The organism is Ignavibacteria bacterium, from assembly GCA_025612375.1.
Lineage (GTDB): Bacteria > Bacteroidota > Ignavibacteria > Ignavibacteriales > SURF-24 > JAAXKN01.
In genome coordinates this window covers 81,558-105,608 of sequence record JAAXKN010000004.1, presented here as the reverse complement: position 1 = coordinate 105,608, position 24,051 = coordinate 81,558, and the positions used below count along the sequence as shown (strand labels likewise).

General features: G+C 43.9%; 20 protein-coding genes. 10 read left to right on the top strand and 10 right to left on the bottom strand.

The features are described 5' to 3' along the window. Window positions 1–120: 120 nt before the first annotated feature. The 5 genes from HF312_04665 to HF312_04645 all read right to left on the bottom strand — a co-directional run bounded on the left by HF312_04665 (window position 121) and on the right by HF312_04645 (window position 5,120). Window positions 121–879, bottom strand: coding sequence for a hypothetical protein (locus tag HF312_04665; GenBank protein MCU7519485.1), 759 nt, complete (start codon window positions 877–879; stop codon window positions 121–123). 30 nt (window positions 880–909) lie between these two features. Further along, on the bottom strand, window positions 910–2,226 hold the full coding sequence (locus HF312_04660) for a hypothetical protein (protein ID MCU7519484.1): 1,317 nt from the start codon (window positions 2,224–2,226) through the stop codon (window positions 910–912). Between the two features lie 184 nt (window positions 2,227–2,410). Then, complete coding sequence (locus HF312_04655) at window positions 2,411–2,863, bottom strand: hypothetical protein (GenBank protein ID MCU7519483.1); 453 nt, start codon at window positions 2,861–2,863, stop codon at window positions 2,411–2,413. A 10-nt stretch (window positions 2,864–2,873) separates the two neighbouring features. Continuing rightward, on the bottom strand, window positions 2,874–3,320 hold the full coding sequence (locus HF312_04650) for a hypothetical protein (protein ID MCU7519482.1): 447 nt from the start codon (window positions 3,318–3,320) through the stop codon (window positions 2,874–2,876). 240 nt (window positions 3,321–3,560) lie between these two features. Continuing rightward, window positions 3,561–5,120: an SUMF1/EgtB/PvdO family nonheme iron enzyme gene (locus tag HF312_04645; protein ID MCU7519481.1), complete on the bottom strand. Its 1,560-nt coding sequence runs from the start codon at window positions 5,118–5,120 to the stop codon at window positions 3,561–3,563. Window positions 5,121–5,271: 151 nt separating this feature from the next. Between HF312_04645 and HF312_04640 the strand changes: the two genes are divergently transcribed. The 8 genes from HF312_04640 to HF312_04605 all read left to right on the top strand — a co-directional run bounded on the left by HF312_04640 (window position 5,272) and on the right by HF312_04605 (window position 19,301). Beyond that, window positions 5,272–7,389, top strand: a complete 2,118-nt coding sequence (locus HF312_04640; protein ID MCU7519480.1) for a T9SS type A sorting domain-containing protein — start codon at window positions 5,272–5,274, stop codon at window positions 7,387–7,389. Window positions 7,390–7,497: 108 nt separating this feature from the next. Then, on the top strand, window positions 7,498–8,916 hold the full coding sequence (locus HF312_04635) for an HlyD family efflux transporter periplasmic adaptor subunit (GenBank protein MCU7519479.1): 1,419 nt from the start codon (window positions 7,498–7,500) through the stop codon (window positions 8,914–8,916). A gap of 2 nt (window positions 8,917–8,918) precedes the next feature. Next, window positions 8,919–11,951, top strand: a complete 3,033-nt coding sequence (locus HF312_04630; GenBank protein MCU7519478.1) for an ATP-binding cassette domain-containing protein — start codon at window positions 8,919–8,921, stop codon at window positions 11,949–11,951. Between the two features lie 18 nt (window positions 11,952–11,969). Beyond that, window positions 11,970–13,229, top strand: a complete 1,260-nt coding sequence (locus HF312_04625) for a sigma-54-dependent Fis family transcriptional regulator (GenBank protein ID MCU7519477.1) — start codon at window positions 11,970–11,972, stop codon at window positions 13,227–13,229. Continuing rightward, window positions 13,226–15,484 carry a phosphate/phosphite/phosphonate ABC transporter substrate-binding protein gene (locus HF312_04620; protein ID MCU7519476.1) on the top strand — a complete coding sequence of 753 codons (2,259 nt, stop codon included), beginning with the start codon at window positions 13,226–13,228 and terminating at the stop codon, window positions 15,482–15,484. Before HF312_04625 ends, HF312_04620 begins: the two co-directional genes overlap by 4 nt. Beyond that, window positions 15,465–17,213 carry a TolC family protein gene (locus HF312_04615; protein ID MCU7519475.1) on the top strand — a complete coding sequence of 583 codons (1,749 nt, stop codon included), beginning with the start codon at window positions 15,465–15,467 and terminating at the stop codon, window positions 17,211–17,213. The genes HF312_04620 and HF312_04615 overlap by 20 nt, the downstream gene beginning before the upstream one ends. Next, complete coding sequence (locus HF312_04610) at window positions 17,194–18,225, top strand: hypothetical protein (protein MCU7519474.1); 1,032 nt, start codon at window positions 17,194–17,196, stop codon at window positions 18,223–18,225. The genes HF312_04615 and HF312_04610 overlap by 20 nt, the downstream gene beginning before the upstream one ends. Next, window positions 18,225–19,301 carry a hypothetical protein gene (locus tag HF312_04605; protein ID MCU7519473.1) on the top strand — a complete coding sequence of 359 codons (1,077 nt, stop codon included), beginning with the start codon at window positions 18,225–18,227 and terminating at the stop codon, window positions 19,299–19,301. The genes HF312_04610 and HF312_04605 overlap by 1 nt, the downstream gene beginning before the upstream one ends. A gap of 74 nt (window positions 19,302–19,375) precedes the next feature. Here the strand turns inward: HF312_04605 and HF312_04600 are convergent, their stop codons facing one another. Then, window positions 19,376–19,834 (bottom strand): DUF4395 domain-containing protein, encoded by a 459-nt coding sequence (locus tag HF312_04600; GenBank protein MCU7519472.1) that lies wholly within the window; start codon window positions 19,832–19,834, stop codon window positions 19,376–19,378. 244 nt (window positions 19,835–20,078) lie between these two features. On the opposite strand from HF312_04600, the gene pncA reads away from it, so the two are divergent. After that, complete coding sequence (gene pncA / locus HF312_04595) at window positions 20,079–20,684, top strand: bifunctional nicotinamidase/pyrazinamidase (GenBank protein ID MCU7519471.1); 606 nt, start codon at window positions 20,079–20,081, stop codon at window positions 20,682–20,684. Between the two features lie 180 nt (window positions 20,685–20,864). Continuing rightward, window positions 20,865–21,308, top strand: coding sequence for an ester cyclase (locus HF312_04590; protein MCU7519470.1), 444 nt, complete (start codon window positions 20,865–20,867; stop codon window positions 21,306–21,308). Window positions 21,309–21,440: 132 nt separating this feature from the next. On the opposite strand, the gene HF312_04585 is transcribed toward HF312_04590, so the two are convergent. The 4 genes from HF312_04585 to HF312_04570 all read right to left on the bottom strand — a co-directional run bounded on the left by HF312_04585 (window position 21,441) and on the right by HF312_04570 (window position 24,050). After that, the gene (locus tag HF312_04585; protein ID MCU7519469.1) at window positions 21,441–21,644 is read right to left on the bottom strand and encodes a hypothetical protein; all 204 of its coding nucleotides are present in this window, start codon (window positions 21,642–21,644) and stop codon (window positions 21,441–21,443) included. After that, the gene (locus HF312_04580; GenBank protein ID MCU7519468.1) at window positions 21,644–22,813 is read right to left on the bottom strand and encodes a DUF116 domain-containing protein; all 1,170 of its coding nucleotides are present in this window, start codon (window positions 22,811–22,813) and stop codon (window positions 21,644–21,646) included. The genes HF312_04585 and HF312_04580 overlap by 1 nt, the downstream gene beginning before the upstream one ends. Before the next feature lie 34 nt (window positions 22,814–22,847). After that, window positions 22,848–23,237, bottom strand: a complete 390-nt coding sequence (locus HF312_04575; GenBank protein ID MCU7519467.1) for a response regulator — start codon at window positions 23,235–23,237, stop codon at window positions 22,848–22,850. Window positions 23,238–23,417: 180 nt separating this feature from the next. Further along, the gene (locus tag HF312_04570) at window positions 23,418–24,050 is read right to left on the bottom strand and encodes a response regulator transcription factor (GenBank protein ID MCU7519466.1); all 633 of its coding nucleotides are present in this window, start codon (window positions 24,048–24,050) and stop codon (window positions 23,418–23,420) included. Window position 24,051 lies beyond the last annotated feature (1 nt).

Sequence of the window (24,051 nt, the reverse complement as noted above, 5' to 3'; positions counted from 1 at the left end):
AAGCTGCAAATTTATTGTTCTTTAACAGTTTCAAATTTTGGAGAATTTAGGGAAGTGAATGTGTCCGGAAGGTAAAAACTGAAAACAGCTTTTTACCTTCCGGACTTAAGAATAAAGTTATCAGTTCGGGAATTTTACTGCTGCAGAGTTAAGGAGGTTATTTGTCCACAAGTCAAAGAGCCCACTTGTTATATTTTCCTTCATAGTCTCGTCGAGTTCAGGATAAACAACTTTCCCGGTCTTATATAAAGAATACCCTTCAGAGTCCTCAAAAATGCCGCTGAGAGCATTTTCCGAAGCGCTGAATACTTTTGCTTCAACTTCAACGGGCAGTGCACCTCTTTTTATTACTCCCATATAGCCGCCTGCTGAAGCCGTGGAAGAATCTATTGAGTACTTTTTAGCCAGAGCTGAAAAATCCTCATCTTCATCTTCAATCTGCATTCTTATTTCCTCAGCCATAGGTTTTTCTTTAACGACTATTCTGTGCAGCGGGACGCACATAAATCTCGGACGGTTTGATTCAAAGTATTCCTTTACCTTTTCCTCAGTGACAACAGCTTTCTTCACTTTTTCCTTTAAGAGTTCTTCTTCAAGCCCGTCACTCCACTGGTCTATGTTTATACCCAGATTGGAGAAGTACTTTTCTGTAGCCGATACAGAGAAAAGTCCGAGTTCTTTTCTTTTTTTATCTGCATATTCCTGCAGTTCACCGTCAGAAACTGAAATGCCGTTTTTTCCGGCGTAGTCCTTTAAGGCAACAGCAGTCATCTGTTCAGAAAGAGCTTTTTTATATTCGCCTTTGGCTTTCAGCCTTACAACAATCTGAGAATTTGTAACAGGGTTTTCATTGATACTTAATAAAACTACTTCATCCATTTGGCAATTCCGTATAATTTATAAAACTGATTAGTTGAACCATTCAAGTGCTGTCTTGTCCGACAGGTTATAAGCATACTCTTTGAATGCACCGGCCTTCACTGAATCTAAAACTTCGTTATTGTTGTGGAGGTACTCCAGAAGTTTTTTGTCCGTTGTCTGAGATTGTTTCATCTTCCTGATAAAGGCCTGTTTTTCCACGTACTCTTCCCAGTACTCAGCTGAAAGATCGTAGAATTCAAGGTGCTTTTTGAAGACTGAAGCATTATGGTATCCGTTAACACGCCTTAAGGCATCTGAGAGTTCCTGAAGATCTTTATTTGTTATCCTGACGCCTTTTTCTTTTGCGTCTGCAACAACGAGTTCCTGTGAAATTACTTCCAGAAGAGCATCGCTGAAGAATGAGCTGCATTTCACCCCTTTTTCAATATTGCCGCTATGGAGAATCTCATCAGTATTCAGGATAACTTTTTTTGTCAGTATGGCTGTTTCAGCCATAATTTCAAAATCATCTATTGTCAGTCCGGCAGCATTGAGCCATATGTTAAAATGTTCAAGCTTATGAAGGGCAAGAGCCCTGCGGAAATTTTCGGTGTAGGCGTTCAGTTCATCATCGCTTACCGTAAGGTTCAGTTCGGAAGCCTTGGCTCTTATCACGTTGCCGAAAACAAGTTTGCTTAAAAGATCTTTTATTACGGGATAACGGTTTAATATGCCTGCCACTTCTGCTTTAGTTAAAGGAGAGACATTTTCCTGTTTTAATTTCTTTGACATCAGGTTAGCCGTTACGCTTTTTTCCCAGTCGTCCTCATTCATGTTAAGGCTGGTCAGGTAAACTTCCAGGTCACTTTTTTTGTGGAGGTTCAGAGCTCTTCTTAATGCGTCGGATTCTTTCTGAAGTTCTTCATCGTTAAGGTCCAATTTACAGTTTGCGGCTTTTTCGGCTATGAGGTCATTTATGCTGTTTCTGATTTCGGGAATTGTTTTAAGTATATTCCAGGCATCCCCGACATAAACAGAGCCGCCCAATTTATTTCTCAACTCGTTTCGGTAGAGCTCATCCTCAAGTGAATTTTCCCAATCGTCCAGAGATACTTCAAGCGTATCCAGATACTTCTGCATCTGCTCGGCCTTGAGAAGTCCAAGCTGCTTTCTTTTATAGTCAGCATAACTCTGCAGCATCTCATCAGATACGGTTACACCTGCTTTTTTTGCAAATTCTTTCAGGATTGAGTTCATTGCTGTATAGGTGTGAGCGGTATGAAAAAGGCCGGTTAATTTCATGAACTTTAGGACGTCAGTGCAATTGATCCGGGAATTACGAACACTAAAGAAAAATTTTTCCATGAATCCTCCTTACAAGATAGACAGTGATAACTCTCAACACCGGTGTTGAGAAACAAAAATCGGACAACAACTTAACGAAAACTCAATAAAATTTCATTTATAAATTTTTATCGAACGTATTTTAAATTCTTAAGCTGCCATAATGATGAAAAAGATCCCGGGCAAGCCGGGACCTTTTATAAAATTATAAAGACATGGTAATTGGTATTGAAACAGATTCCGATACGTTATCGGAAACATTTCCCGAACCCATGACACCGACAGCAGATCCGCCGGCTCCGCCTGAACCGCCGACAGCGCCAACGGTTGAAGCCGAGGCATTTCCGCCGTAGCCTGCGCCGCCTTTATTGCCAGTGCTGCCGAAATTTAAGAATCCCCAGCTTCCTGCTCCGCCTGAAGCACTTCCGCCGAAGCCTGTACCGCCTGCGGCGCTGCCGCCTGAGGTCCATCCGCCGTAGGATCCGCCGCCAGAACCGCCTGTGCCGCCGCCTTGTGTGCCGTAGTTTGTGGAGTTGCCGCCAGTTTTTGTACCGGTGTTTGCAGAGTTTGTAAAGTTATTTCCGCCGGTAACCTGTTTCAAGGCTTCGGCATCAAGCTGCTGGTTTTCTTCGAGATCATTAAGTTTTATTCTTGACATATTATTCTCCTTATAAGCTTAGTGTTACAGGAATTGAAACAGATTCAGACATATTGTCAGTTACATTTCCGGAATTCATTACTCCGACAGCAGATCCGCCGGCTCCGCCTGAGCCGCCTACTGTGCCAACGGTTGAAGCCGATGCATTTCCGCCGTAGCCTGCGCCGCCTTTATTACCGCCGCCAAAATTCAGGAAGCCCCATCCGCTTGAAGATGCGCCGCCGCCAATACCCTGGCCGCCGAAACCGCTTCCGCCCTGTGTATAGCCGCCGCTTGAATATCCGCCCTGTCCGCCTGTGCCGCCACCTTGTGTACCATAGTTGGTGGAATTGCCGCCTGTTTTTGTACCAGTATTTGCAGCATTGGTATATGTTCCTGCGCCGCCTGTTACATTTTTCAGTGCTTCAGCATCAAGCTGCTGGTTAGCTTCCAGATCATTTAATTTAATTCTTGCCATAAGACCTCCTGTAATTTAGTTTAGCTTAAGTAAACGTCTGCTGCTTTTGATACAAGTATTGTGCCTGAAATCAGGGAGCTGTTACAGCATGATTTTCCTTAATTTCTAAAGGGCAGGCGCCAAAAAAAGTAAAATTCTTTAATGCGGCTGTAATATTATAATTGATAGTTGTAATATTACAGCCGGAAATCGTGCTGAAGGGAAGGGCTAAGGCATTGTATGTAGCCCAATTGGGAAAAATTACTGTGCATATTTTACACATCTGAAACCGGCGTACTCTGACCTCCGGCCTGAAGGATGCGAGGCAAATGCCCTGTCGCTTATCATGAGGAAGGTTTTTCTTGTATACCAGTTTCCGCCCCTCTGCCCGCTTCCTGCTGCAGCAGTGATCCCGGGAGATTCCACGATGTTTCCAATGTACTTAAGGTTGGCCTTGTCCTCATCGGCATTGCCGTTAATTCCCGGCCAGCTGCTCTCATCGGCTTCTCCTGTTTCAGTCAGCACTCCGTCGCCGTCGTTTCCCATAAATGAACGCCCTGCTGTATTGCCAAGTGTGACACACTGTTCAGAAAGGTTCCCGCTTAGTTCACAGACACCGTAGTAGCTTTTGCCTGAAAGGTTCCGCGGGCCGGGTTTTTCAAAGACTCCGCACCCCAAGGGGCCGTACAATCCGTCCCCACCTTTATAGGTCACGTTGTCAAAGGCCGCATTGCCATTTACAGATTCAGAACCGTCTTCAGTTCCTGCAATTACTCCCGCAGCCGCAATGGAATCATCATTCCAGGCATACTCGTTTTTCACGGGCAAATTGGCATCATTTGTATTAGAATTGTATCCGCGGCAGGCTTTTTCAAATTCCAGTTCTGTCATCGGGCGCATGCCTGTCCAGTCGGCATAAGCAGCACCATCCATCCAGCTCAGGAAGTTGCAGGCACGTTTAGGTCGCTTTGCAACGAACTGCCTGCCATTAAACGTAATTGTATTTCTGTATTGGCCTTCGGCATTAAGGTCACGCCCATGCGACTGCCCGGCGGAAATAAGGTTCAGAAATCCTGCATATTCCCCCTGTGAAATTTCATACTTCATGACGTAAAAGGCGCCATATCCCGTAGGAAATTCGGGATTTTCAAAATCCCCATCTTTAGATCTGATGCCTGAGGTTCCTGAAACCCACACTCCCTCATTAGAAAGTGCCCCGTCATCAAAGCTGTTGCTTGAGGCCTTAAGAAGCACCGGCTCCTGCGAAACGAGTGCAGGCACACCTTGCCTGGTGTTAAAGAAGCTCCCGTAAGAGCCTCCGTCGCCGGCATAAAAAGAGCCCCCGGGGATAAAGACCATTTCAACTGCCAGGACTCTGATTTCAGTATCCTGATTTATATCTATGTTATCGGAGCCGAAATTCCACTTCAGTTTAATTCCTTTGTAGTCTGCTGGTCCGGAAAAATTCTTTGCCGAATAAACAAACACCCCCCTGCCGTCGCGCGAGGCACTGATGGCGGCTTTCCCGTCTGAACGGTGGCTTTTGCTGATTGCTGAAAGGCTTGCATGCCTGAAGCGCCCTGCCTTATCCCTGAATTTTACAAATACCCATGCAGCGTCGTAGTTATACGGTTCGGCGTAGCCCATTCCGGTAATGTCACTCCGCCATGAATTTTCCCAGGATACATCGAAGCTAATGAATGCATATTTTTTTTGATTGTTTATTTCATCGATCCGGGCATTCTTCACCTGAATTTCTCCGGCAAAAGAATAGAAAGGGAATACTAATAATATGGCCGAAACAAAGATAAAAGCTTTCATTGAAACCATTTCTCAGCGTTAGTAATAGGAATTCCGTTAAAAAAACTTATGCAAAATACGAAAATAAATCTAAAGGAATTTTCTTTATAAGGATTTTGCTTTAAAATCAAAATTTCTTACTTTAAGAACCTCTGAAACGAATTTTGAAAGAATGAACATAAACTGGCTGAAAATTTTACTCTTTATCGCTGTTTTTCAGAACTTTTTCCTTCAGAAAACCTTTGCTCAGTTCTCGCTTAATGAGGATGATGTTCAATTCATAAGGGACCTTTGCACGGCGAACAGCCTTTATGGAGAAGCCCCGGGCTCGATAGGTTATCAGAAATGGAATTATTTCACAGGCAGACTTGAGAAGCTTATCGTAAGCAATTACGACCTGGAAAATATTCCCGAAACGGTTGAAAATCTGACAGCCCTGCATTATCTGGATTTAAGCTATAACAAGATTACCTTTCTTCCGGTTAATTTATACAAGCTTACAAATTTAGATACGCTGATTCTGAATAATAATACGATTAAACGTCTGGATGACAATATCCAGCTTTTTACAAATCTTCGTTTCTTAAGCCTTTCCGGAAACAGGTTAACCGGACTTCCTAAAAAGTTCGTACACCTTGGTTCACTATCCTATCTTGATGTATCGGCAAATGCTCTGCAGGTGCTGCCGGCAGATACGCTGTATTATATTCCCGGTTTCGGCTCATCAATTAAATTTTTTAAGGACCTCAAAAGCCTCAAATACCTTAATCTCTCCAGCAATATTATTAAAGATATAAAAGAAGAGGACCTGAGCGGGCTGCCGCTTAAAGAGCTGTACGCGGATAACAACAGATCACTTTACAGGCTGCCCAACAGCCTGGGGAGCCTTTCTGACATTGAAACCCTTTCTCTCGGCTACGACTCAATTCTGGCGCTTCCGGGAACTATGGCAGGCCTGAAGAAACTTAGCCTCTTGAACCTGGAGAATAACTACTTGAAGGCGCTTCCTGAAGGAATGTTCAGCTTAAGCCGCCTGAATAAGTTATTCCTTTCTTCAAACAGATTTGAAAGCCTCCCCGAAGGGATTACTAATCTGAAGGGACTAAAGTCACTGGATGTTTCAAAGAACCTCCTTATAACTTTACCCGGGAACATGCCGCGTATGGACAGCCTTGAGGCTTTGAATGCATCATTCAACAAAATATCGCTCCTTCCCGGGGACATAGGCAAAATTCCCCGGTTAAAGATGCTTGACCTTTCAAACAACAGTCTTACTTCACTCCCTTCAGGATTTGGGAGTTTTCCTCTGCTGGAATCGGTATTCCTGAATAATAACTCACTTACACTGCTTCCCGAGTCTTTTGGCAATCTGCGTACGCTGATAAATCTTTATCTGAATGACAACCCGTTAAAGGCGCTGCCTGATTCAATTGGCCGGATAGGAAAGCAGCTTCAGGTAATCACACTGCAGAATGACGATCTGAGATACCTGCCGGAGAGCTACGGCAGACTGACAGGAATAGAAGTGCAGAACCTGGAGAATAACAAACTTGAGACGCTGCCCGGGAGTTTCAGCAGCCTTCAGAATATAAGGGTGCTGAGTCTTAAGAACAACAAACTTCTTAAGCTCCCCGAGAGCATTGGGAAAATGAGACTGGTCAATATTACTCTGTCGCACAACGAGCTAAGTGATCTGCCTGAGAGTTTCTCTCTTCTTGACAGCCTTGCAAACATAAATCTTGATAACAACAAGTTCAGTTCAATACCGCTTGTACTGACAAAACTGAAGAACCCCGTTGCCGTGATAAACATTTCGGATAACTTCCTTAAGACTATACCCGACACGGTTAAAAGCCTTAAGGTTGTAAATCTTGACGTAACTAATAACTACCTTTACTGCGATGAAGACGGCATGCAGAATCCGGAAGGCATACCTTTATTTCTCCTGCATCCGAATCCGTTTCCGGTAGCTGTAACAGGACTCTTCAGCCAGCACTGTCAGACACCGAATGACAAAATAAAAAAGGGTACTTACGCACTTTACGCGCCATACCCTAATCCCTTTAATCCAACCACTACGCTGCACTTTTCAATACCGAAAGACGACTACATGGAGATAAGTGTATATGACGCAGCGGGCAGAAAGGTGGAAGACATAATGAAGGGACAGATGTCAAAAGGCTACCACAAATTTTCCTGGGGAAGCCCGTATCTTCCAACCGGGGTTTACTTTGTAATGATGAAGTGCGGAAGCTTTACTGAAGCCCAGAAGATCATGATACTGAAGTAGGCCTTCTGAAGCAGGCCAGTAGACGCAGGCCAGTAGACGCAGGCATACAGCGGATTGTTTTGAACCTGATAATGCACGAGCCATTTATTTAACGGACAAATTTCACAAATGGATAAAATAAAAAAGATCTATTCTCTTTTCAAAAAGGGCAAGAAAGAGAATACCAATGCACCCGGCGGGCCGGTCAAATATAAGGCGTTAAATCTTTTTGAGCACGCAACAAGGCAGGAATTTTCGACATCCGTTGCCACATTTCTGGATACACCCCCGAGCTGGGTCTTACGTGGTCCCATTTATCTCATTTTTGTAATTCTGATAGGCGCCCTAATCTATTCTACCATTGTCGAGGTGGATGATACCGTTACTTCGGCACTAATCATAAAAGGTGAAGATTACGTCGTGCAGGCGCCTTTCTCGGGCATTGTCTCTTCAATCGGGATCAATGAAAATGACATTGTCACTTTCAACGATGTGCTCCTGTCAATTTACTCACCCAACATTAATGCAACAGGCCTGGAAAGGAAGGATTTTGTAGAGAAGCGCGATGAGGTGATAAAAAAGATACTGAAGCTAAATGAGTTTATAAAGCAGACGAAAGGCATTGGAGAGTACTACGCAAAACGCGACAAGAGGTTCAGGGTTCCCGTTCCCGGTGAAGTCACTTCAGACCTTAACAACTTCAGTTTTGATTCGGCTGCATACGACGTAAAAAACTACAGCGGCCTTAATGAATACCAGCTGATGATATCCGACTTGAAGGTAAAAGCAAATAACATATTAAATGAAGTAAGAAAGTCGGACATTCTTCTGTCCAAACGTGAAAAGATCTACAGGGAAAACAAGTCTTTATTAAAAGAAGGCATTATCTCCAGTCCGGATTTGATGAATTCGGAAAGGGACTACTACTCTGTCTCTTCATCAATAGATAATTATATCAGCTCATTTAAGACAGAAGTTCTTAATGCGCTTAAGCAGATGAGCTCACTCCGCCAGAGCCTCATAGTACAGCTTGGCGATTACAATCTGCAAATAAAAAATGTCAACAGCAGAACCGAGGGCGTTGAGATAACACAAAGCCAGGCAATAGTAAAGGCACAGTTCCCAGGTGTAGTAAGCCAGCTCTTTGTGAAGTCAAGCCAGATGATAAATCAGGGTGAAGTTATCTGCAGAATAATAAGAAATGATTTCCCGAGATATGGAATGATCTACATTGAGAACAAGGATATTTCAAAGGTAAAGGTAGGTCAGCCTGTATTTGTAAAATTCAACGCTTTTCCTTATCAGGAATATGGAGTTCAGGAAGGCAAGCTGGTCAGTCTTGCAAAAGACACAAAGCTTGTTGAGGGCCTGGGTTATGTATATGAAGCTCAGGTTGGTTTTACTAAAAAGAACCCGCGCATAAACCTGATCTATGGCGCCAATGGCCTTGCAGAGGTTGTAGTCGGCAAAAAGCGGATAATTGAACTTGTTTTTGCCCCGATAGGAAAATTCTTTGACTACTTAAGCGGGGAGGATGAAAATAAATAGATATGTACTATAAAGAAGACGAAATTATAGAACGCCTGAATTCAGTTTCACTCTTCTCCGGGCTTACGGCTGAGGACATGGAGCTTCTTTCCGGCAATACAACAACAAGGAAACTCAGCCTTGGTGAGGAGCTTTATCAGGAAGGTGACGAGCAAAACACCTTCATATCAGTCATTTCAGGAAGCCTGCGCCTCAAGAAAAAAATTGACGACAGGCTCAGGAGCATCGGGAAGCTGAATGAAGGAGATTATACGGGAGAGATGTCCTTTGTAAAAGCCGCCAGGTGGGATTATTCCATTTCTTCGGCAGATGAGACCCTGGTCTTTGAGGTCAATGCCCGCATGCCTGAGATGGCCCCGATAGCCGAAAAGCTCAAGAGGAGCATTGCATCTTCCGAACTTAAAAAAGTGCTCACATCGATTGTTGCAGTAAAGAAGATTGATGAAACCTGGCTTAATGAGCTCTCTGAAAGTGTATGGGTCTCCAGGTATGAAGAAGGAGAAGCAATCTTCAGCCAGGACGAAATGAATAACTCTCTTTATTATGTTGTAAGCGGCTCCTTTGAGATATACAGGAATATGGTTGAGGGGAAATTCCTCGTCGGGCTTGCCCAGAAAGGCGACTTCGCGGGAGAATACGGGGCAATTAGCGACAGGAAGCAGGGTTATGAAGCTTTGGCAAAGACAGCCTCGACAGTACTGGAAATACCACACCGCTATGTTGAAGAGATATTTGCTCTAAACGGTGCCCTGAGGGATGCTTTCCTTGACAAAATAAACAGTTATGAAAATGAGGAAAGAAGACAACGGGAGCTCACCTCACACAACAGCAGTGAGAATGAAGACGAGTTTCCTTCGTTTGACGAGGGAAAGAAGATAAAGAAATTCCCCTGGCTCAGGCAGCATGATGAGATGGACTGCGGCGCAGCGTGCCTCACGATGGTGTCCAAGTATTATGGGCACAAACTGAGCATGGGAATGGTAAGAGAGATGGCAAACGTATCTGTTGCCGGCGCCTCAATGGCTGCTGTATGCAAGGCAGGAGAAAACCTGGGCTACAGGGCGCGCGGCCTCAAGCTTACGTACCCATCGCTGAAGGATGTTAATCTGCCCGCCATACTTCACTGGCAGGGATATCACTGGATCGTGCTCTTCAAAATTTCCAGGGAGTTTGTGTGGGTAGCCGATCCTGCCATAGGTATTAGGAAGATCACGCACAGCGAGTTCAGAAAAAGCTGGACCGGTTACGCAATTGAGCTGGAGCCTACAGAAAGGCTGAATGAGCTCAAGCCGGCAAAGAACCCTATCTTCAGGTATATTAATTACCTGAAGCCGATGAAAATGTTCTTAATTGAAGTTTTCATTGGGGCCTTAATACTAAACGTTCTCGGCCTGGCAAGCCCTCTTTTTATTCAGTCGATACTTGATAATGTAATTGTATATAAAAACACCTCCCTGCTGAACATGATGCTGATGGGAATGGTGCTTGTGGCATTCTTTTCGACATTAACCTCAAGCGCCCAGCAGTTTATCATTGCAACCATTTCGGCCAAGCTGGATCTGCGTATGCTGGCCGAGTTTTTCAAGTACACGCTCAGCCTTCCGATGAGCTATTTCTACAACCGGAAGCTCGGTGACACAATAACGCGTTTTGGTGAAAACTCAAAGATCAGGGCCATACTTACCGATGCATCCATTTCAACTGTCCTTAACGTCATAATGCTGATTATTTATCTGCAGATGATGTTTCTCTACAGTGTAACGCTTTCGCTCGTGGTACTCGCGTTTATTCCCTTTTTTATCGCACTGACCTTTGTCTTTACTCCCATTTTCAAGAGGATAAGCAACGAGCAGTTTATGGTCAGCAGTGATCAGTCATCCTATCTGATTGAAGCAATACACGGCATTGAAACGATAAAGGCTAACGGGACAGAGTGGAACGTCAGAAACCGCTGGGAAGAGTCTTTCCTGAAGTCTGTCAACCTGTCTTTTAAGTCGCAGAAACTGGGACTGGTGTCTGGAGTAATAAGCCAGACACTGAACACCGCATCAACTGTAGCGATACTGTGGGTAGGAAGCAACCAGGTAATAAACGGCTCAATGTCCATCGGTCAGCTAATGGCATTTAATGCTCTTATAGGTTCAGTTATGGGGCCTATTATGAGCATCGTGGGGCTATGGGACAACTACCAGTCGGTCTCGGTTGCAATGGACAGATTAAACGATGTATTTGAGTGCGAGCCTGAAGAAAAGCCCCCAGTAGCCGGGGTGGAAGTCAAACATGAGATGGCTCACTGTGAAGGGAGGATCGAGTTCAAGGACCTGCAGTTCCGTTACGGTTCGGAAGACTCCCCGCTCGTCCTTAAGAGTATAAACCTCAAGGTTGAGCCCGGGCAGGTTGTAGCCTTTGTGGGGAAATCGGGCTGCGGAAAGTCGACTCTTATAAAAACGATCCCCGGCTTTATAATGCCTACTGGCGGCTCTTTAATGATTGACGGCGTTGATATAAAGAACATAAATCTTCTTTCATTAAGAAGAAATATAGGGATGGTTCTTCAGGAGAGTTTTCTTTTCAGCGGGACTGTAATGGAAAACATAGCCCTGGGTGACATAAACCCCGATGAAAAGAGGGTACGTGAGGCTGCAGAAATGGCTGCCGCTCATGAATTCATCATGCAGCTTCCGGCTGGCTATAAGACAATTGTAGGCGAAAGGGGCCTTGCAGTCTCTGGCGGACAGAAGCAGAGGATCTGCATAGCCAGGTCTCTTTACAGAAATCCTAAGATATTTATTTTCGACGAAGCCACATCGGCTTTGGATGCGGAATCGGAAAAAAGGATACAGGAAAATCTTAATAATATACTGGTTAACCGTACAGCCTTCATAATTGCCCACAGGCTGAGCACGGTAAGGAACGCCGACATAATATGCTTTCTTGGAGACGGGTTAGTCCTGGAGAAAGGCACCCACGATGAACTCATAAAGCAAAGAGGTTTTTATTACGCCATGGCCAAGGATCAGCTTGGGGCCGAGTAAGAGGCCAAAAAATAGAATATGAAAAACACTAAACTGAAAATTCTTCCTCTTGAAGATAATAAAGGCACGCAGCCCAAAGTAACTGCAACATTCTACAATTCCGGGAACAGGATAAGCAACATGCTGCTTCACGTTGAGGTTCTGCGGGGGCAGGTAATAGCAAACAGCCGCCTGCTGGAAGGTGAAAGGCGGTCGATGCTGACAGAACTGGATCTGCTGCGCGGGCAGATTGTAGCGTTTTCACCGCTGAATAATGTGTTTTTTACGGATACCAAAGAGATCCCGGAGGTTGAATTTCCGAACTTCATCGGAAGAAACCCAAAAATAATTAAGCTTTTAACTACGGCCGTGCGTTTTGCAAAAACGGGCTACCCCATTTTAATTACGGGTGAAACAGGAACGGGCAAGGAAGTATTTGCAAAGGTAATTCACCAGTTAAGCAGAAGGGAAAAGTTTCTTCCTGTAAACTGCGGAGCCATACCGGAGCAGCTGATTGAAGCAGAACTTTTCGGATACCAGAAAGGCTCATTTACCGGCGCAGCAGTCTTAAGGCCGGGAAAGTTTGAAGAAGCCGACGGGGGCACAATTTTTCTTGATGAAATCGGCGAGCTAAATGAAAGCACGCAGGTAAAGCTTTTGCGCGTGCTCCAGTTTGGAGAGATTCAGAAAATCGGCTTTGACAAAACTGTCAACGTCAATGTGCGTGTAATTGCCGCAACAAACAAAAACTTAGGGGCTCTTATCTCGGAAGGAAAGTTCAGGGAGGATCTTTACTACAGGCTGTCTGTATGTGAAATCTGCATGCCGCCCCTCAGGGAAAGGAAAGATGAGATACCGCTGCTTTTGGATTACTTTCTCAAAAATACATCCGTGGAATTAAAACTCCCGGTTCCGGAATTAAGCCTGGAGCTTAAAGAATTTCTTTTCACAAAGTACGAATATCCCGGCAACATCAGGGAGCTTGAAAATATGGCAAAGCTCATTATTGCCTTGACTCCCGAGGGCAGCGCAGCTTCAATAGAGCACCTGACGGAAAGCTATCAGATGAGATTTAGGGAAATGAACAATCCTTTGCCTGTAAATTCACCGCTTGCTGGAGAGGCTGCTGAAGGCTCTGATAAAGCTCCATTCCGGGATAACCTGATAAAAATGATGATTGAACACAGGGGTGAAATTAAGTTAGTGGCAAAATCCACGGGATTGTCAGCCTCAAGGATTTACCAGCTTTGCACAAAGTACAATATACATCCTTCCTCATTTAAGGAGAGAAACAATTGAACAAATATAAAATTACAGATGAAGAAGGGATAAAGCTTTTCCTGGAACAGGAAGAGACTCCAAAAGAAGAAGCACCAATAGAAGAGCCCGTTAACGCATTCAGACTTTCTAAGAAAAAGAAGACAATGCTTGGCCTAACTTTATTCGTATTTCTTTCTGTCCTGCTTCTTTCAGTCCTCTACGTCAGGAGCGTCCGGCAGGAGAATCTGTACGTAAACAAACTCACGGCGGAATTCGACAGTTACCTGAAATACTCCGACAAGAATTTCACTACTATGGAAGAGATCGACACACTGCTAACAAAAACCGATGACCTGATAGAAGCTTTCAGAGCGGCAGTGGAAAAGTATCCGTCGAGGTCCGAATTAAAAAAGAATTATGGCGAGCTCGTTGTAAGAAAGAATGTAATAAATCTTGAGATTGAGTTCAGCACTTACGGCGACGTAAGTGAAGTGTCTATGAGCGAGGATGACTTCAGAATAGTTAAGCAGAATAACCCCGGCATGCTCTTTCTTGTTGATCTGTTCAGGGAAATTGTTCCGTTTGTTAGATTTTACAATGAATATCCCCTTCCGCCTGAGGCCGCCACGGTTGCTCCGGAATCCTGGAAGATTGACTCCTTATTTAAGTATGGAGGCAATATAACAAACATTCTGCGTGCCAATGACATTGTGCTGAAGGAAAAGTTTCCCGGCATGTACAGCACTGTAAAATACATATTCAACAATCTTTATCCGAAAGCCTTTGCATGGAAGAAGTTCTGGGATAAGTATTCCATATATACAAAATCCACCGATGCTCTTGAACGCTCAGGCCTGCTGGAGGACCTCCAGGCGCAGTTTCCAAAGCTCACCATGATCGGCAACAATTCCCTGGATGGGGTTTCAGGCGTGAACAACGTTGTAATAGGCGTCAGCAGTACGGCCGTTCTGCCTGTTGGGAATACCACCATGTCAGCCGAGTGGAAGCCTGTGCTGCAGTTCCTGGAACAAAACTGCGGTGTTAAGTTCCAGCTCAAGGTTTACAATAATGAAGAGGATCTTTATGAGGCTTACAATAACGGAACAGTAGGGCTTGCAGTTTTCAACAACATAATTTCGGACCGTTTATATTCTTCTGGTACGGGCCGCCCAATACTAATAAGAACCTGGAGCAAGAAGAACTACGTCAACATTGTAGCTGTGTCTACAAACAGGAGCTATAAGGATATTTTCAGCACCCGGGGCGCCAGAGCCGCTTTCTCAAAGAATGCTTATCTTGCCCCGTTTCTTTCACTTTACAAAAGCGGCATAGAACCCGAGACTTATTTTTCAAAGCTCCGCTACGCCGATATGTCCTTCAGCGCCATAGACTCTGTAGTCCGCGGGAAAAGTGACGTGGCCTTTGTAACCGAAGAGGTGGCATATTACTATAAATATGCAAACCCGAATGTAAATCTTATTGAAAACTTTTCCGTAGGGACCGAGCCCTTATCTCTCATGTGGTGCAGGGATAATGTTTCGCAGGATATAATTTCAAATATACAGTCGATTCTCAGGACGGCTGATCCTACGGTCATTTTTTCATCAAGTTCCTTTACAATGCATCCTTATGGCGACTGGTCGGCGGTTGACCAGAATAAGCTCAGAAGCATGTTCCAGGGATTTAACTCAGAAACACTTTCCAAGGTCAATAAAATATTCCTCATGCCTCTTAAGGTATACGGGAATCTCGACCGTAACAGGCTTAAAAGTGAGCTCATTTCAAACCTTACAAAGCGAGGCTACGAGGTTGTTGATGTGGATAACCTGAGGCTTTCGCAGAATGCTATTGGCAGCCTCAGCAAAGTTGCACTTTACTGCCAGGTAAACCAGAGGAAAGGCGTTAACGATTACACCTTCACGTGCGTCAGGGAAAACTCCGGAAGAAAACAGCATCTTTTTACTAACCGCATTTCGGCTAGAAGTTATCCTCCAAACTTATTCCGCCTTACTTTTGAAGTTACAATGCACGTTCCGTTATACATGACGGTTGTAAAGGTTGAAAACGGAACGGCACAGCTTAGAATGCCCGCAAGTATTATAGTTGAAGCAGGTAAGGAAGTAAGATTTGTAAAGGTCAGGAATACAAAGTCTAATTTTCTTGGTGAACAGGAGCTTGTAACTGCAGGAAAAGGAAAAGTGCTCTCGGATAATGGCGGCCTGATAACTGTACAAATAACGGAACAGAATAAAAATAAAATTTCATCGGGAGACTATGCTGAAGTTCTGCACTAGAATACTGTTTATAATTGCCGTAACTGCCGCCTCTGCAGCTAATGCACAGACGGAAAGCGATGTACTTGAAAATTTCGACAGGATCTTTCCAGGCCGTTCAGCCGTATTTGACACACTGAAGCTGCGGGATTTGGGGGAAGTAATACGCTACCAGGTAAGTAATTCTTACGAGATCAGTTCACTTAAAAACCAGGTCCGTAAGTACGACCTGCAGCTTTCACTCTCCGATGAGGCGTATAAGCCATATTTTAATTTGTCTGCGGGAGTCCAGGGCTACCGGTCATATGACAGGCTGGTTGACGTTAATGCAAGGGTCCCTGTAGAATGGGATAACAAAAACCCTATCAAATCCGACTACAGGCTTCCTAATGGTGGCCGTGGAGTTATGTGGATTCCACAGCCTTTAAGGTGGGAGGAAAGGGAAATTGAGCTCCATGCAAGTACTGATTACAGGGATTTCCTTCAGTCATACAGCATGGGTCTTAATTACAAAACTTCATATGGTTTGTCCATTAACGCACTTAATCTCTCATTAAAGAACAGGGTGCTTCCCAGGGCATACGGATACCCGTGGAGCGCTGTTTTATCCAACAGTTTTGAGCTCCCCTTGTTTAAGAATGCCGGACGCGATGGCTCACAGGTTGAGGCAGATAAAAAGATCACAAGGATAAACATTGATATCGCAAAGACAAACTCCCTTCTTGCCCAAAACAGCATATCATATGAAACCATCAAAAATTACTTCAAGATATACTTTCTCTGGAGCAAGCTTAAACTGACCAATGAACTTATTGCACTTACAGATGTCCAGCTGAAGGATCAACAGGTACTTACTTCCAAAAGCCTCATCTCGGTCTACGACCGCCTGCGGATTGAAAAAGAGTACCGCCAGATGCTTTCAGATAAAGACGCAATGCTCTTTGACTATATATCTTTTTCAGCAAAGCTAAACCCGGTTAAAGCTGCCGGCTCGCAGGATATGAGCCTGTTTATTCCTGCCCTGGATTCAATACAAGTATACCTCGAAACCTTTGAAAAGTTTTTAATGGACAGCTACTTAAATGACGATTCCAATAAACTCGTCTACAATCACCCCGAGATCGAACTTTCTCAGAAGTCGCTTGATCAGGCAAAGGTGAATCTAAGCTATTCGCTAAACCAGCACAAGCCTGACCTTTCAATTACAGGAAACATGGCAGTTTTTGAATCTGATGAGCTCGGATATTCCACCATACCTAATTCTCTGGGCGGCCTTTTCCGGAAACCCGACGGCATTGCATGGAATGTAGGCCTGAACTACAGGTTCAGTCTCTTTTCTTCACCCGCAGAGATCCAAAGGGAGCTTGCAATTGAAGATTATGAACAGCAGGAGCAGAACCTTAAAAGGACAAAAGAAAACATAAACCTGCAGGTAAACGATTTTTTATTCAGGCTTAAATCATCTCACATCAGTCTTAATTCTGCACGCAATAATCTGTCGTATGCAGAGAGTATAAAAAAGGAAGGTGAAGAGCTCTACCGCATTCAGCGCATTTCCCGTTTTGATTTCAGCGAGTACAAAAAAACAGGGCTTTCTGAAACAATAGCCATACTTAACATTTATGACAGCCAGATAGATCTGCTCTTTCAGTTTTTTCAGTACCTGGGAATCAAGCCTGCGGTTGTGCTTGACCTGATAAATAAAGCTGAAAGTACGGCAAAGGAGGATCATGCTTTACTTAATAGGTAAAAAAGATAATCCTCAGCTTAGTCTAATGGCAAGTGCTGCCAGGAAGAACGGGGTTGACTATACAAAGATTGACACGGATGATCCCCAATTTTCCGTCTCCATTTCTCCTGAAGAGCTTCTTATAAACGGCCTCAGGCCGGAGAGCAAGTCAGTATTTTTTCTTTCGGGTGTCTATTATCAGTTTCCCTTTCTGCCGGAAGAGAAGGCGTTTACAGACTGGACATATTTTCAGGATTTTCATTTATCTCAGCAGCAGTTAAAAAGCCAGCTTTACAGCCTGCTTTATATTCTGTCCTGTAAGAAAGATGAATATACGCTGGTCAATGACTTTATTCCTTCAATAAACCTTACGTCCCGGTATGAGGTACTGCTAAAGTTAAAAGACGGAGGCTTCAGGGTTCCCAAGGTGTGCCTGAGCAATTCGCTCCTGAAAGTACAGGAAATGCATAAAAGCCTGGGCGGCGTTTTATGGTCGTATCCCGACTCCAATTCTCCCATAAGAGAAATTACATATGGTAAGCTGGATGACCTCTTTAATGGGGGGCACTCATCTATTCCCTATTTACTTTATGAACCGGTGCGGGGAAATGTCTTAAGGATCAGTTTTTTTGAAGACCGCCCGATACTTGTAAACATAATTTCACCACCCGAAAGGAAGGCTTTTAATGAGGAGCTGGAAAAGTTTACATACTGCATCCCGGAAGGGGAATTAGAGGAAACAGGAAGAAAGCTTTACAGGGAATTTGGAACGGGCTTTTACGAGGTGTTTGGAATTCTGGATGATGAGGGCACATTCTGGTTCTATGATATTTCTTTTGACCCAAATATTTCCTACATGGATCAGGATGCACAGAATTATGCCGTATCCAGACTCCTTGAGCTTATGTTAAAGAAAGGCGGCATTGAAAAAAAGATACCCTGCAAAGAGGTTCTTCAGGGGAAAAGAAACACCGTATTCTTAAAAAGAATGCTCGTGCATTTATTCGAGATTCAGCAAAATCAGGAGCTATAATGAATAATTTTAAGCCCGACTGCCTGATAATTTCCCCGGAAGCCAGTGACCCTCAATCGGTAACTCTTTTTGAAGAACTTACTTCAAGGGGCATGAATCCATACATCCTGCCTCTGAAGGATCAGGGGAAGGAAGTATTGCACAGGGTTGTCCTAAATGACAACGAAGTATTTTACGGGGAAGACCTGTCTGAAGTAAAAGCGGTTTATATAAGGTGCCTAAGTACAGATGTACCGCCCGCTGTTCCGCCCCTTATGAACGAAATGGAATTCAGGATGTGGCAGGCGCGGTACCTGAAAGAGGAGCTGAAGCAGAAGGTATTCTCAGGCCTGATTAACATTCTTGAAAGAAGGGGCGCTCTTATTGTAAACCCGCCCAAAGCATACTTCCATCACAATGCAAAGGCGCAGTTTTTTAATATGCTTCAAAAAGAGGGGCTTCCTGTCCCTTATACATTCTCTACAAACAGCCTGGAGTTTTTCAGCAGGCATCATTCACCTGAAAATTCTCTTATTATAAAGGCGGGCTATGGCGTCGGAGGAACAAGAAGGCTTGCCGGGGATCTGGTGACAGATGAACTCAAGTACTGCCCTGCCCTTTTTCAGGAAGAAGTAAAAGGCAAAACCATAAGGGTTCACACCGCAGGAGACAACGTTATACTTGCACTCAGGATTCTTTCTGAAGACATTGACAGCCGTACAGATCCGGGAGGCTTTGAAGAGGTCAGACTTAGCCATGAGCATGAGATGCTTATAGCCAGGGCAAACAGGATACTGGGACTTCACTTTTCCGCATGGGACGTTATTGTCAGTTCAGAAGGAAGACTTTACCTGCTGGACTGCAATCCCGGTCCCTACATCTGGTGGATAGGCCCGTATTATTCCAGGATTGTCATGTCGGCCCTCTCCCGGCTGATGGCATGTTACATTGATAAAGGAAATACCGGTGAACTGCCGCACGAAGGCAGATCATTTACTTCTGAGGCCAGAAGCCTCAACAAGCAGGATGAAAGGCTAAGTGACATTCTCTCTGGCATTTCCGACAGCTGGAAAACATTATTAAGGCTCAGAAACTAAAGCAGGAGTTTTACCAGGCCGGACAGTTATTTTTCTTTCTTTACTGCCATCAATAATATACTATAGGATCTTTTTTAATCCTCAGCCTCCAGTTCCTTTTTATAAAACGGCAGAATTATGTAAGTATAAACCTGGCAGCCCACACAGATATTCAGTGCTGCTTCAAGCATTGCAAATAAGATTAAAACCAATGCCAGCACATGACTGCTTACCGTCAATCCCGAATAATAAAGCAGGGTGATAACAGCTGTAAATACGAAGCCCAGTCGGGCGGCAAATATTTTTGGAGCTTTAGGTATTTTTATTACAGGCAGCCTTAATATCCTTGTAAAAGCAGAGGCAAGTCCGCTTAAAGGGCTGTATTTAAGAGGAGTAAAAGTACGGATAAAAAAATCCGCCATTAAGAACCAGATGATATAAACGTTGTCCGAAACCAGATATGTACTTAAGAGGACAGCTACTAAAAAGCCGGTAATTCTCACGGAATATTCATTTACCCGTTCCGGCGACAGAGGGCATATTACAGATCTCATCCTCAGCCTTTCTTAACTTATTATAGTATCCACAATTAATCACACAGCCATTAATAATAATCTAAAAATCTCATAATGAGATGCGAGGTGTTTTTTTATTTTAAAATCACATTATTTGAAGTAATTACAGCCAGGCATCTGAATAACCGGTTGCAGCCTCAGGCCTGAAGAAAACCCATTAATTATATTATGCTCAAATTTCTTATCTTAAGTATAAGCAACATGTGAGTAATTGGGTAAAAAGATGAATGTGTTTTTGATTGTAGATATACAGAACGATTTTCTGCCTGGCGGCTCGCTTGCCGTTAAGGACGGCGACAGGATAATTCCTCTTATTAACGGGCTGCAGGAGAAGTTTGGCCTTGTGGTTGCAACCCAGGACTGGCATCCGAAGGATCATAAAAGCTTTGCTTCAAACCATCAAGGTAAAGTTCCTTTCGACCGTATTACACTGGGCGGACTTAATCAGGTCCTCTGGCCCGATCACTGCGTACAGGGCTCCAAAGGGGCGGCCTTTTCTGAAGAATTCAACATGAACCGTGTGGAAGCCATTTTCCGCAAGGGAATGGATCCCGAGATAGACAGCTACAGCGCATTTTATGACAACGGGCATAAAAAGTCCACCGGCCTTGCTGATTACCTGAGAGGAAGGAAGACAGACAAAATCTATATGGCAGGCCTGGCCAGGGACTACTGCGTTTATTATTCAGTTAAAGATGCACTCAGGGAAGGTTTCAATATTGCAGTTATTGAAGACGCCTCAATGCCCATAGACTTTAATGAATCAGAAGAAAAGATGAATGAAATAAGACAGCTTGGGGCTGAGATAATTCACAGCAGCAGCCTCTGAAAAAAGTTCCCTCACCTGTATTCAAATCAAATCATTACCCCATGGATAAATAATGGCATTTCCAAGTTTCCGGTAATTAAATTTATTGACTGTGCCGTAATGAGGCAGCTTTTAGTTTAAGCCTGTGCTTCATCAGGGCATTAAATCAGTGTTACTATTCACCATTTTGAAGGAGGCAGTATGACGGCCCAGGAAAACAAGGAAATGATCAGCGGTATTTTCGACAAGATTAACCGCCAGGATTTCGAAGGCACCATGAAGTTCTTTGACAAGGACGCCCAAACCACTATTGTCCCGAGAGAAAATATCTTCAAGGGCCCGGAAGGATTCAGACAGTTTCTGCAGTTCCGAATGAGCATTTCTTCCGATGTAAAATATGACATTACTAAAATTGTAAGCTGCGAGGATACAGTAGCGGTTGAATATGCATTAAAGGGAAAAAATGACGGGAAATATCCTTTCCCCGAGTTTGGAGAATTTCCTGCCAGCGGAAAGAATATTAATCTCAAATGCTGTGACTTAATTACCATTCAGGATGGGAAGATAATAAGCTGGAAGTCGTATACCGATCTTACCACAATTATGCGCCAGATGGGAATTCTGCACGAGCTGGTGCACCATTAAAATTTCAAACCTCATATAAGTTGAATTTGCCTGCCAGGTGCAATGGCCCTTGACAGGCAAATTTTAGAATGCCATTTCATAAGCACAAACACTACTGCTTGCTTCACTTTGTAAACTGCCTTTCTGCTCTTGCTACTGCTCAAGAAAGTCTGCAACAGCTTTGTTTACCGTCTGGGATCCACATCCCAGGCTGGAGATGCTGTTTGAAGGCGAAGAGGAGACGCCGTTACAAAAGGCATCGACAGCAATGACAAAATATTTTGAACTGTCAAGGAGCCTGCCAGGCCCCACATTTGACTTAAGCCGCTCGCTTGTGCCGGAAGCCCATGTGGGCATCAGACAGCGAGGGCAAGCTCTTCTTTTTCTATTTCAAGCACTCTTAAAAGCTCGTCGGCGTTTATATCCGTTTCTATCCCTTCTTTATGCCAGTGGTTCCTGCATCCGCAATAGTCCAATAGCACGCATTGAGCTGCAATATCAAGGCCCTTCATTTCAAGCCCGCCGGTAATTAAGTTCAATATGCAGGCTACCCCAACAACACCGGTATTTTTATTCATGCCCCACGTTTTAAGCCATGAAGTGAAGTCTGATGAATGAGGTATAATATGGACTTCAAAGCCGTACTTTTTCCCCAGTCTGGAATACTGGTTAATTCTGCAATCCTTACTGCAGGCGGTGCAGATAAGGTCCAGCGATTTTTTCTTTGCCCTGCATTTTTCATCGTTATGCAGCCTCATGCAGGCAGGCAGAAGGACGGATTTACCGGACGTCTTCCTGAAACAGGTTAGAAAGGCCCTGTTCATGATCTCTGCGCCGAACATTCCAAGGTGATATTCAACTTTTTTTCTGCGGCAGAAAATGTAATCTTCAGTCCATTTGTGGCCTTCCAGCTGATTCTGCTGGAAACTTTTAACATTGCCAGTGTAGCATCCCAGCATTATTTCGCTTTTAAGTTCAAACCAATCTGCAAAGGCAGCATTTTCTTTCATATAATTTATTGTTTCTTCTTCAGAGGAATCAAAATACTCCTTCCACATTTTGAAACGCTTTACTTCCTCTTTAAATTCCCCGGTAGCCTCCAGCCAGAGCAGTAGTTTCTCCAGCTTTGAAAGGTCAATCTGCGGTAAAGAACTTTCTTCCGGAACGAGGAATAATGTGAATAAGACGCCTCTTAGAGAATCTATATATTTTTTGGCTCTCCTGTATTTTCTGCGCAGGTTAAAGAGTCCAACAAGCAAATGCCCCACAAAAGGATTTAACTTTTGTGCCCCGCTGCCATAAGTTCTCCAGTATACTCCGAGAGAAAGAAATTCATACATATACTCGTTTACTGAGCGGAGCTTTTCCATGCGGCTATTCTCGAGGTACTTCATATATGATTTTACAACGGGCAAAAACTGCCTTTCGGCTTCCAGAAGAATGCTGTCGGTAAAACGTTCAATATCTGAATAATATTTATCAGAGTTTTCCTCACCGTTTCTTAATGAATATGTTATAGCCTTCATTTTAATTTCCCTCATTTTACCTGTTTCCCATGAATTATTTTTCAGCAGCCCTGTTTTGGCTTACCGATCTGATAACTTCAAAGATCTTTTCAAATTCAGTAGTTTTATCGAAAAAGTAATCTGCACCAGCCTCAAGGCACTTCCTTTTAACCACTTCAACAGGGTAATTTGTAAGTACAATAAAAACGGTTTCACCCGATTTGCCGGGCTTGAGATTCTGCAGAATCTCAAGCCCGGTCATTGAAGGCATTTGCACGTCAAGTATCATTATATCGGGTCTTTTCCTCATAAACCATTCGACTGCCGCTCTGCCGTCGCCTGTCTGCCAGGCAAGTTCAATTTCAGGAATTCTTTTCAGTTTCTGCGCCAGGCGATGTCTTATCAGTTCTGAATCGTCTGCAATAGCGGCCTTAATTTTATCCATTTAAGTTCCTTAAAGCTGTAAATTCTTTTCTTACACCAGTAAATTTACAGAGAGCGGGCAAGGGTAAAAATTGGCAATTTGCGGATAATTTTGTAGTCCAGGGACTATAGGAGTTATTCCCTTAATTGGATGAGTTGGTATGGGAAAGCGTTCTTAAAGGTAAAGAGCAGGTCTTTACCTTTAATCCAGCAATTTATGTTTTAAGGCGTAATGTGTAAGTTCCACGTTATTTTTAAGTTTTAGTTTTTCTAGTATCCTGTCGCGGTACGTGCGGACAGTTTTTACGCTGATAAACATTTCATCTGCAATTTCCTCTACATCCTTACCTGATACAATTAAACGCAGTGTCTGGAATTCCCTGTCGGAAAGCAGGTTATGCGGTTCATCATCAGATTTTGATGACAGGTCGCGCACAAGTTTTTCAGCAAGTGCCGCGCTTACGTATTTGCCACCTTCATAAATCTTTTTTACGGCATTTACCAGTTCTTTTGGAGCCGCAACCTTATTCATATAGCCCGCAGCTCCCATTTTAAGGGCCCTTACGGCAAGCTGATCCTCGGGATGAACGCTCAGCATGAGGACCGGGAGCCCCGGCTTGATCCTCTGAATTTCCCTGAGTACATCGAAACCGTCTCGGCCGGGCATTTCAAAGTCGAGCATTACAACGTCCCAGTCCTCGGCTGATACCTTTTCAAGGACCTCGTTGCCGTCCAGGGCCTCGCCGGCAACGTTAATATCCTTAGACTGGGAGACGATCTGTTTTAATCCCTCTCTTACTACAGGATGGTCATCGGCAATTAAAAGTTTTATCATG

Excerpts from the sequence above, each read along its gene's own strand:
- HF312_04665 (MCU7519485.1), bottom strand. The coding sequence starts at position 879 with ATGGATGAAGTAGTTTTATTAAGTATCAATGAAAACCCTGTTACAAAT.
- HF312_04660 (MCU7519484.1), bottom strand. The coding sequence starts at position 2,226 with ATGGAAAAATTTTTCTTTAGTGTTCGTAATTCCCGGATCAATTGCACT.
- HF312_04655 (MCU7519483.1), bottom strand. The coding sequence starts at position 2,863 with ATGTCAAGAATAAAACTTAATGATCTCGAAGAAAACCAGCAGCTTGAT.
- HF312_04650 (MCU7519482.1), bottom strand. The coding sequence starts at position 3,320 with ATGGCAAGAATTAAATTAAATGATCTGGAAGCTAACCAGCAGCTTGAT.
- HF312_04645 (MCU7519481.1), bottom strand. The coding sequence starts at position 5,120 with ATGAAAGCTTTTATCTTTGTTTCGGCCATATTATTAGTATTCCCTTTC.
- HF312_04640 (MCU7519480.1), top strand. The coding sequence starts at position 5,272 with ATGAACATAAACTGGCTGAAAATTTTACTCTTTATCGCTGTTTTTCAG.
- HF312_04635 (MCU7519479.1), top strand. The coding sequence starts at position 7,498 with ATGGATAAAATAAAAAAGATCTATTCTCTTTTCAAAAAGGGCAAGAAA.
- HF312_04630 (MCU7519478.1), top strand. The coding sequence starts at position 8,919 with ATGTACTATAAAGAAGACGAAATTATAGAACGCCTGAATTCAGTTTCA.
- HF312_04625 (MCU7519477.1), top strand. The coding sequence starts at position 11,970 with ATGAAAAACACTAAACTGAAAATTCTTCCTCTTGAAGATAATAAAGGC.
- HF312_04615 (MCU7519475.1), top strand. The coding sequence starts at position 15,465 with ATGCTGAAGTTCTGCACTAGAATACTGTTTATAATTGCCGTAACTGCC.
- HF312_04610 (MCU7519474.1), top strand. The coding sequence starts at position 17,194 with ATGCTTTACTTAATAGGTAAAAAAGATAATCCTCAGCTTAGTCTAATG.
- HF312_04605 (MCU7519473.1), top strand. The coding sequence starts at position 18,225 with ATGAATAATTTTAAGCCCGACTGCCTGATAATTTCCCCGGAAGCCAGT.
- HF312_04600 (MCU7519472.1), bottom strand. The coding sequence starts at position 19,834 with ATGAGATCTGTAATATGCCCTCTGTCGCCGGAACGGGTAAATGAATAT.
- pncA (MCU7519471.1), top strand. The coding sequence starts at position 20,079 with ATGAATGTGTTTTTGATTGTAGATATACAGAACGATTTTCTGCCTGGC.
- HF312_04590 (MCU7519470.1), top strand. The coding sequence starts at position 20,865 with ATGACGGCCCAGGAAAACAAGGAAATGATCAGCGGTATTTTCGACAAG.
- HF312_04585 (MCU7519469.1), bottom strand. The coding sequence starts at position 21,644 with ATGCCCACATGGGCTTCCGGCACAAGCGAGCGGCTTAAGTCAAATGTG.
- HF312_04580 (MCU7519468.1), bottom strand. The coding sequence starts at position 22,813 with ATGAAGGCTATAACATATTCATTAAGAAACGGTGAGGAAAACTCTGAT.
- HF312_04575 (MCU7519467.1), bottom strand. The coding sequence starts at position 23,237 with ATGGATAAAATTAAGGCCGCTATTGCAGACGATTCAGAACTGATAAGA.
- HF312_04570 (MCU7519466.1), bottom strand. The coding sequence starts at position 24,050 with ATGATAAAACTTTTAATTGCCGATGACCATCCTGTAGTAAGAGAGGGA.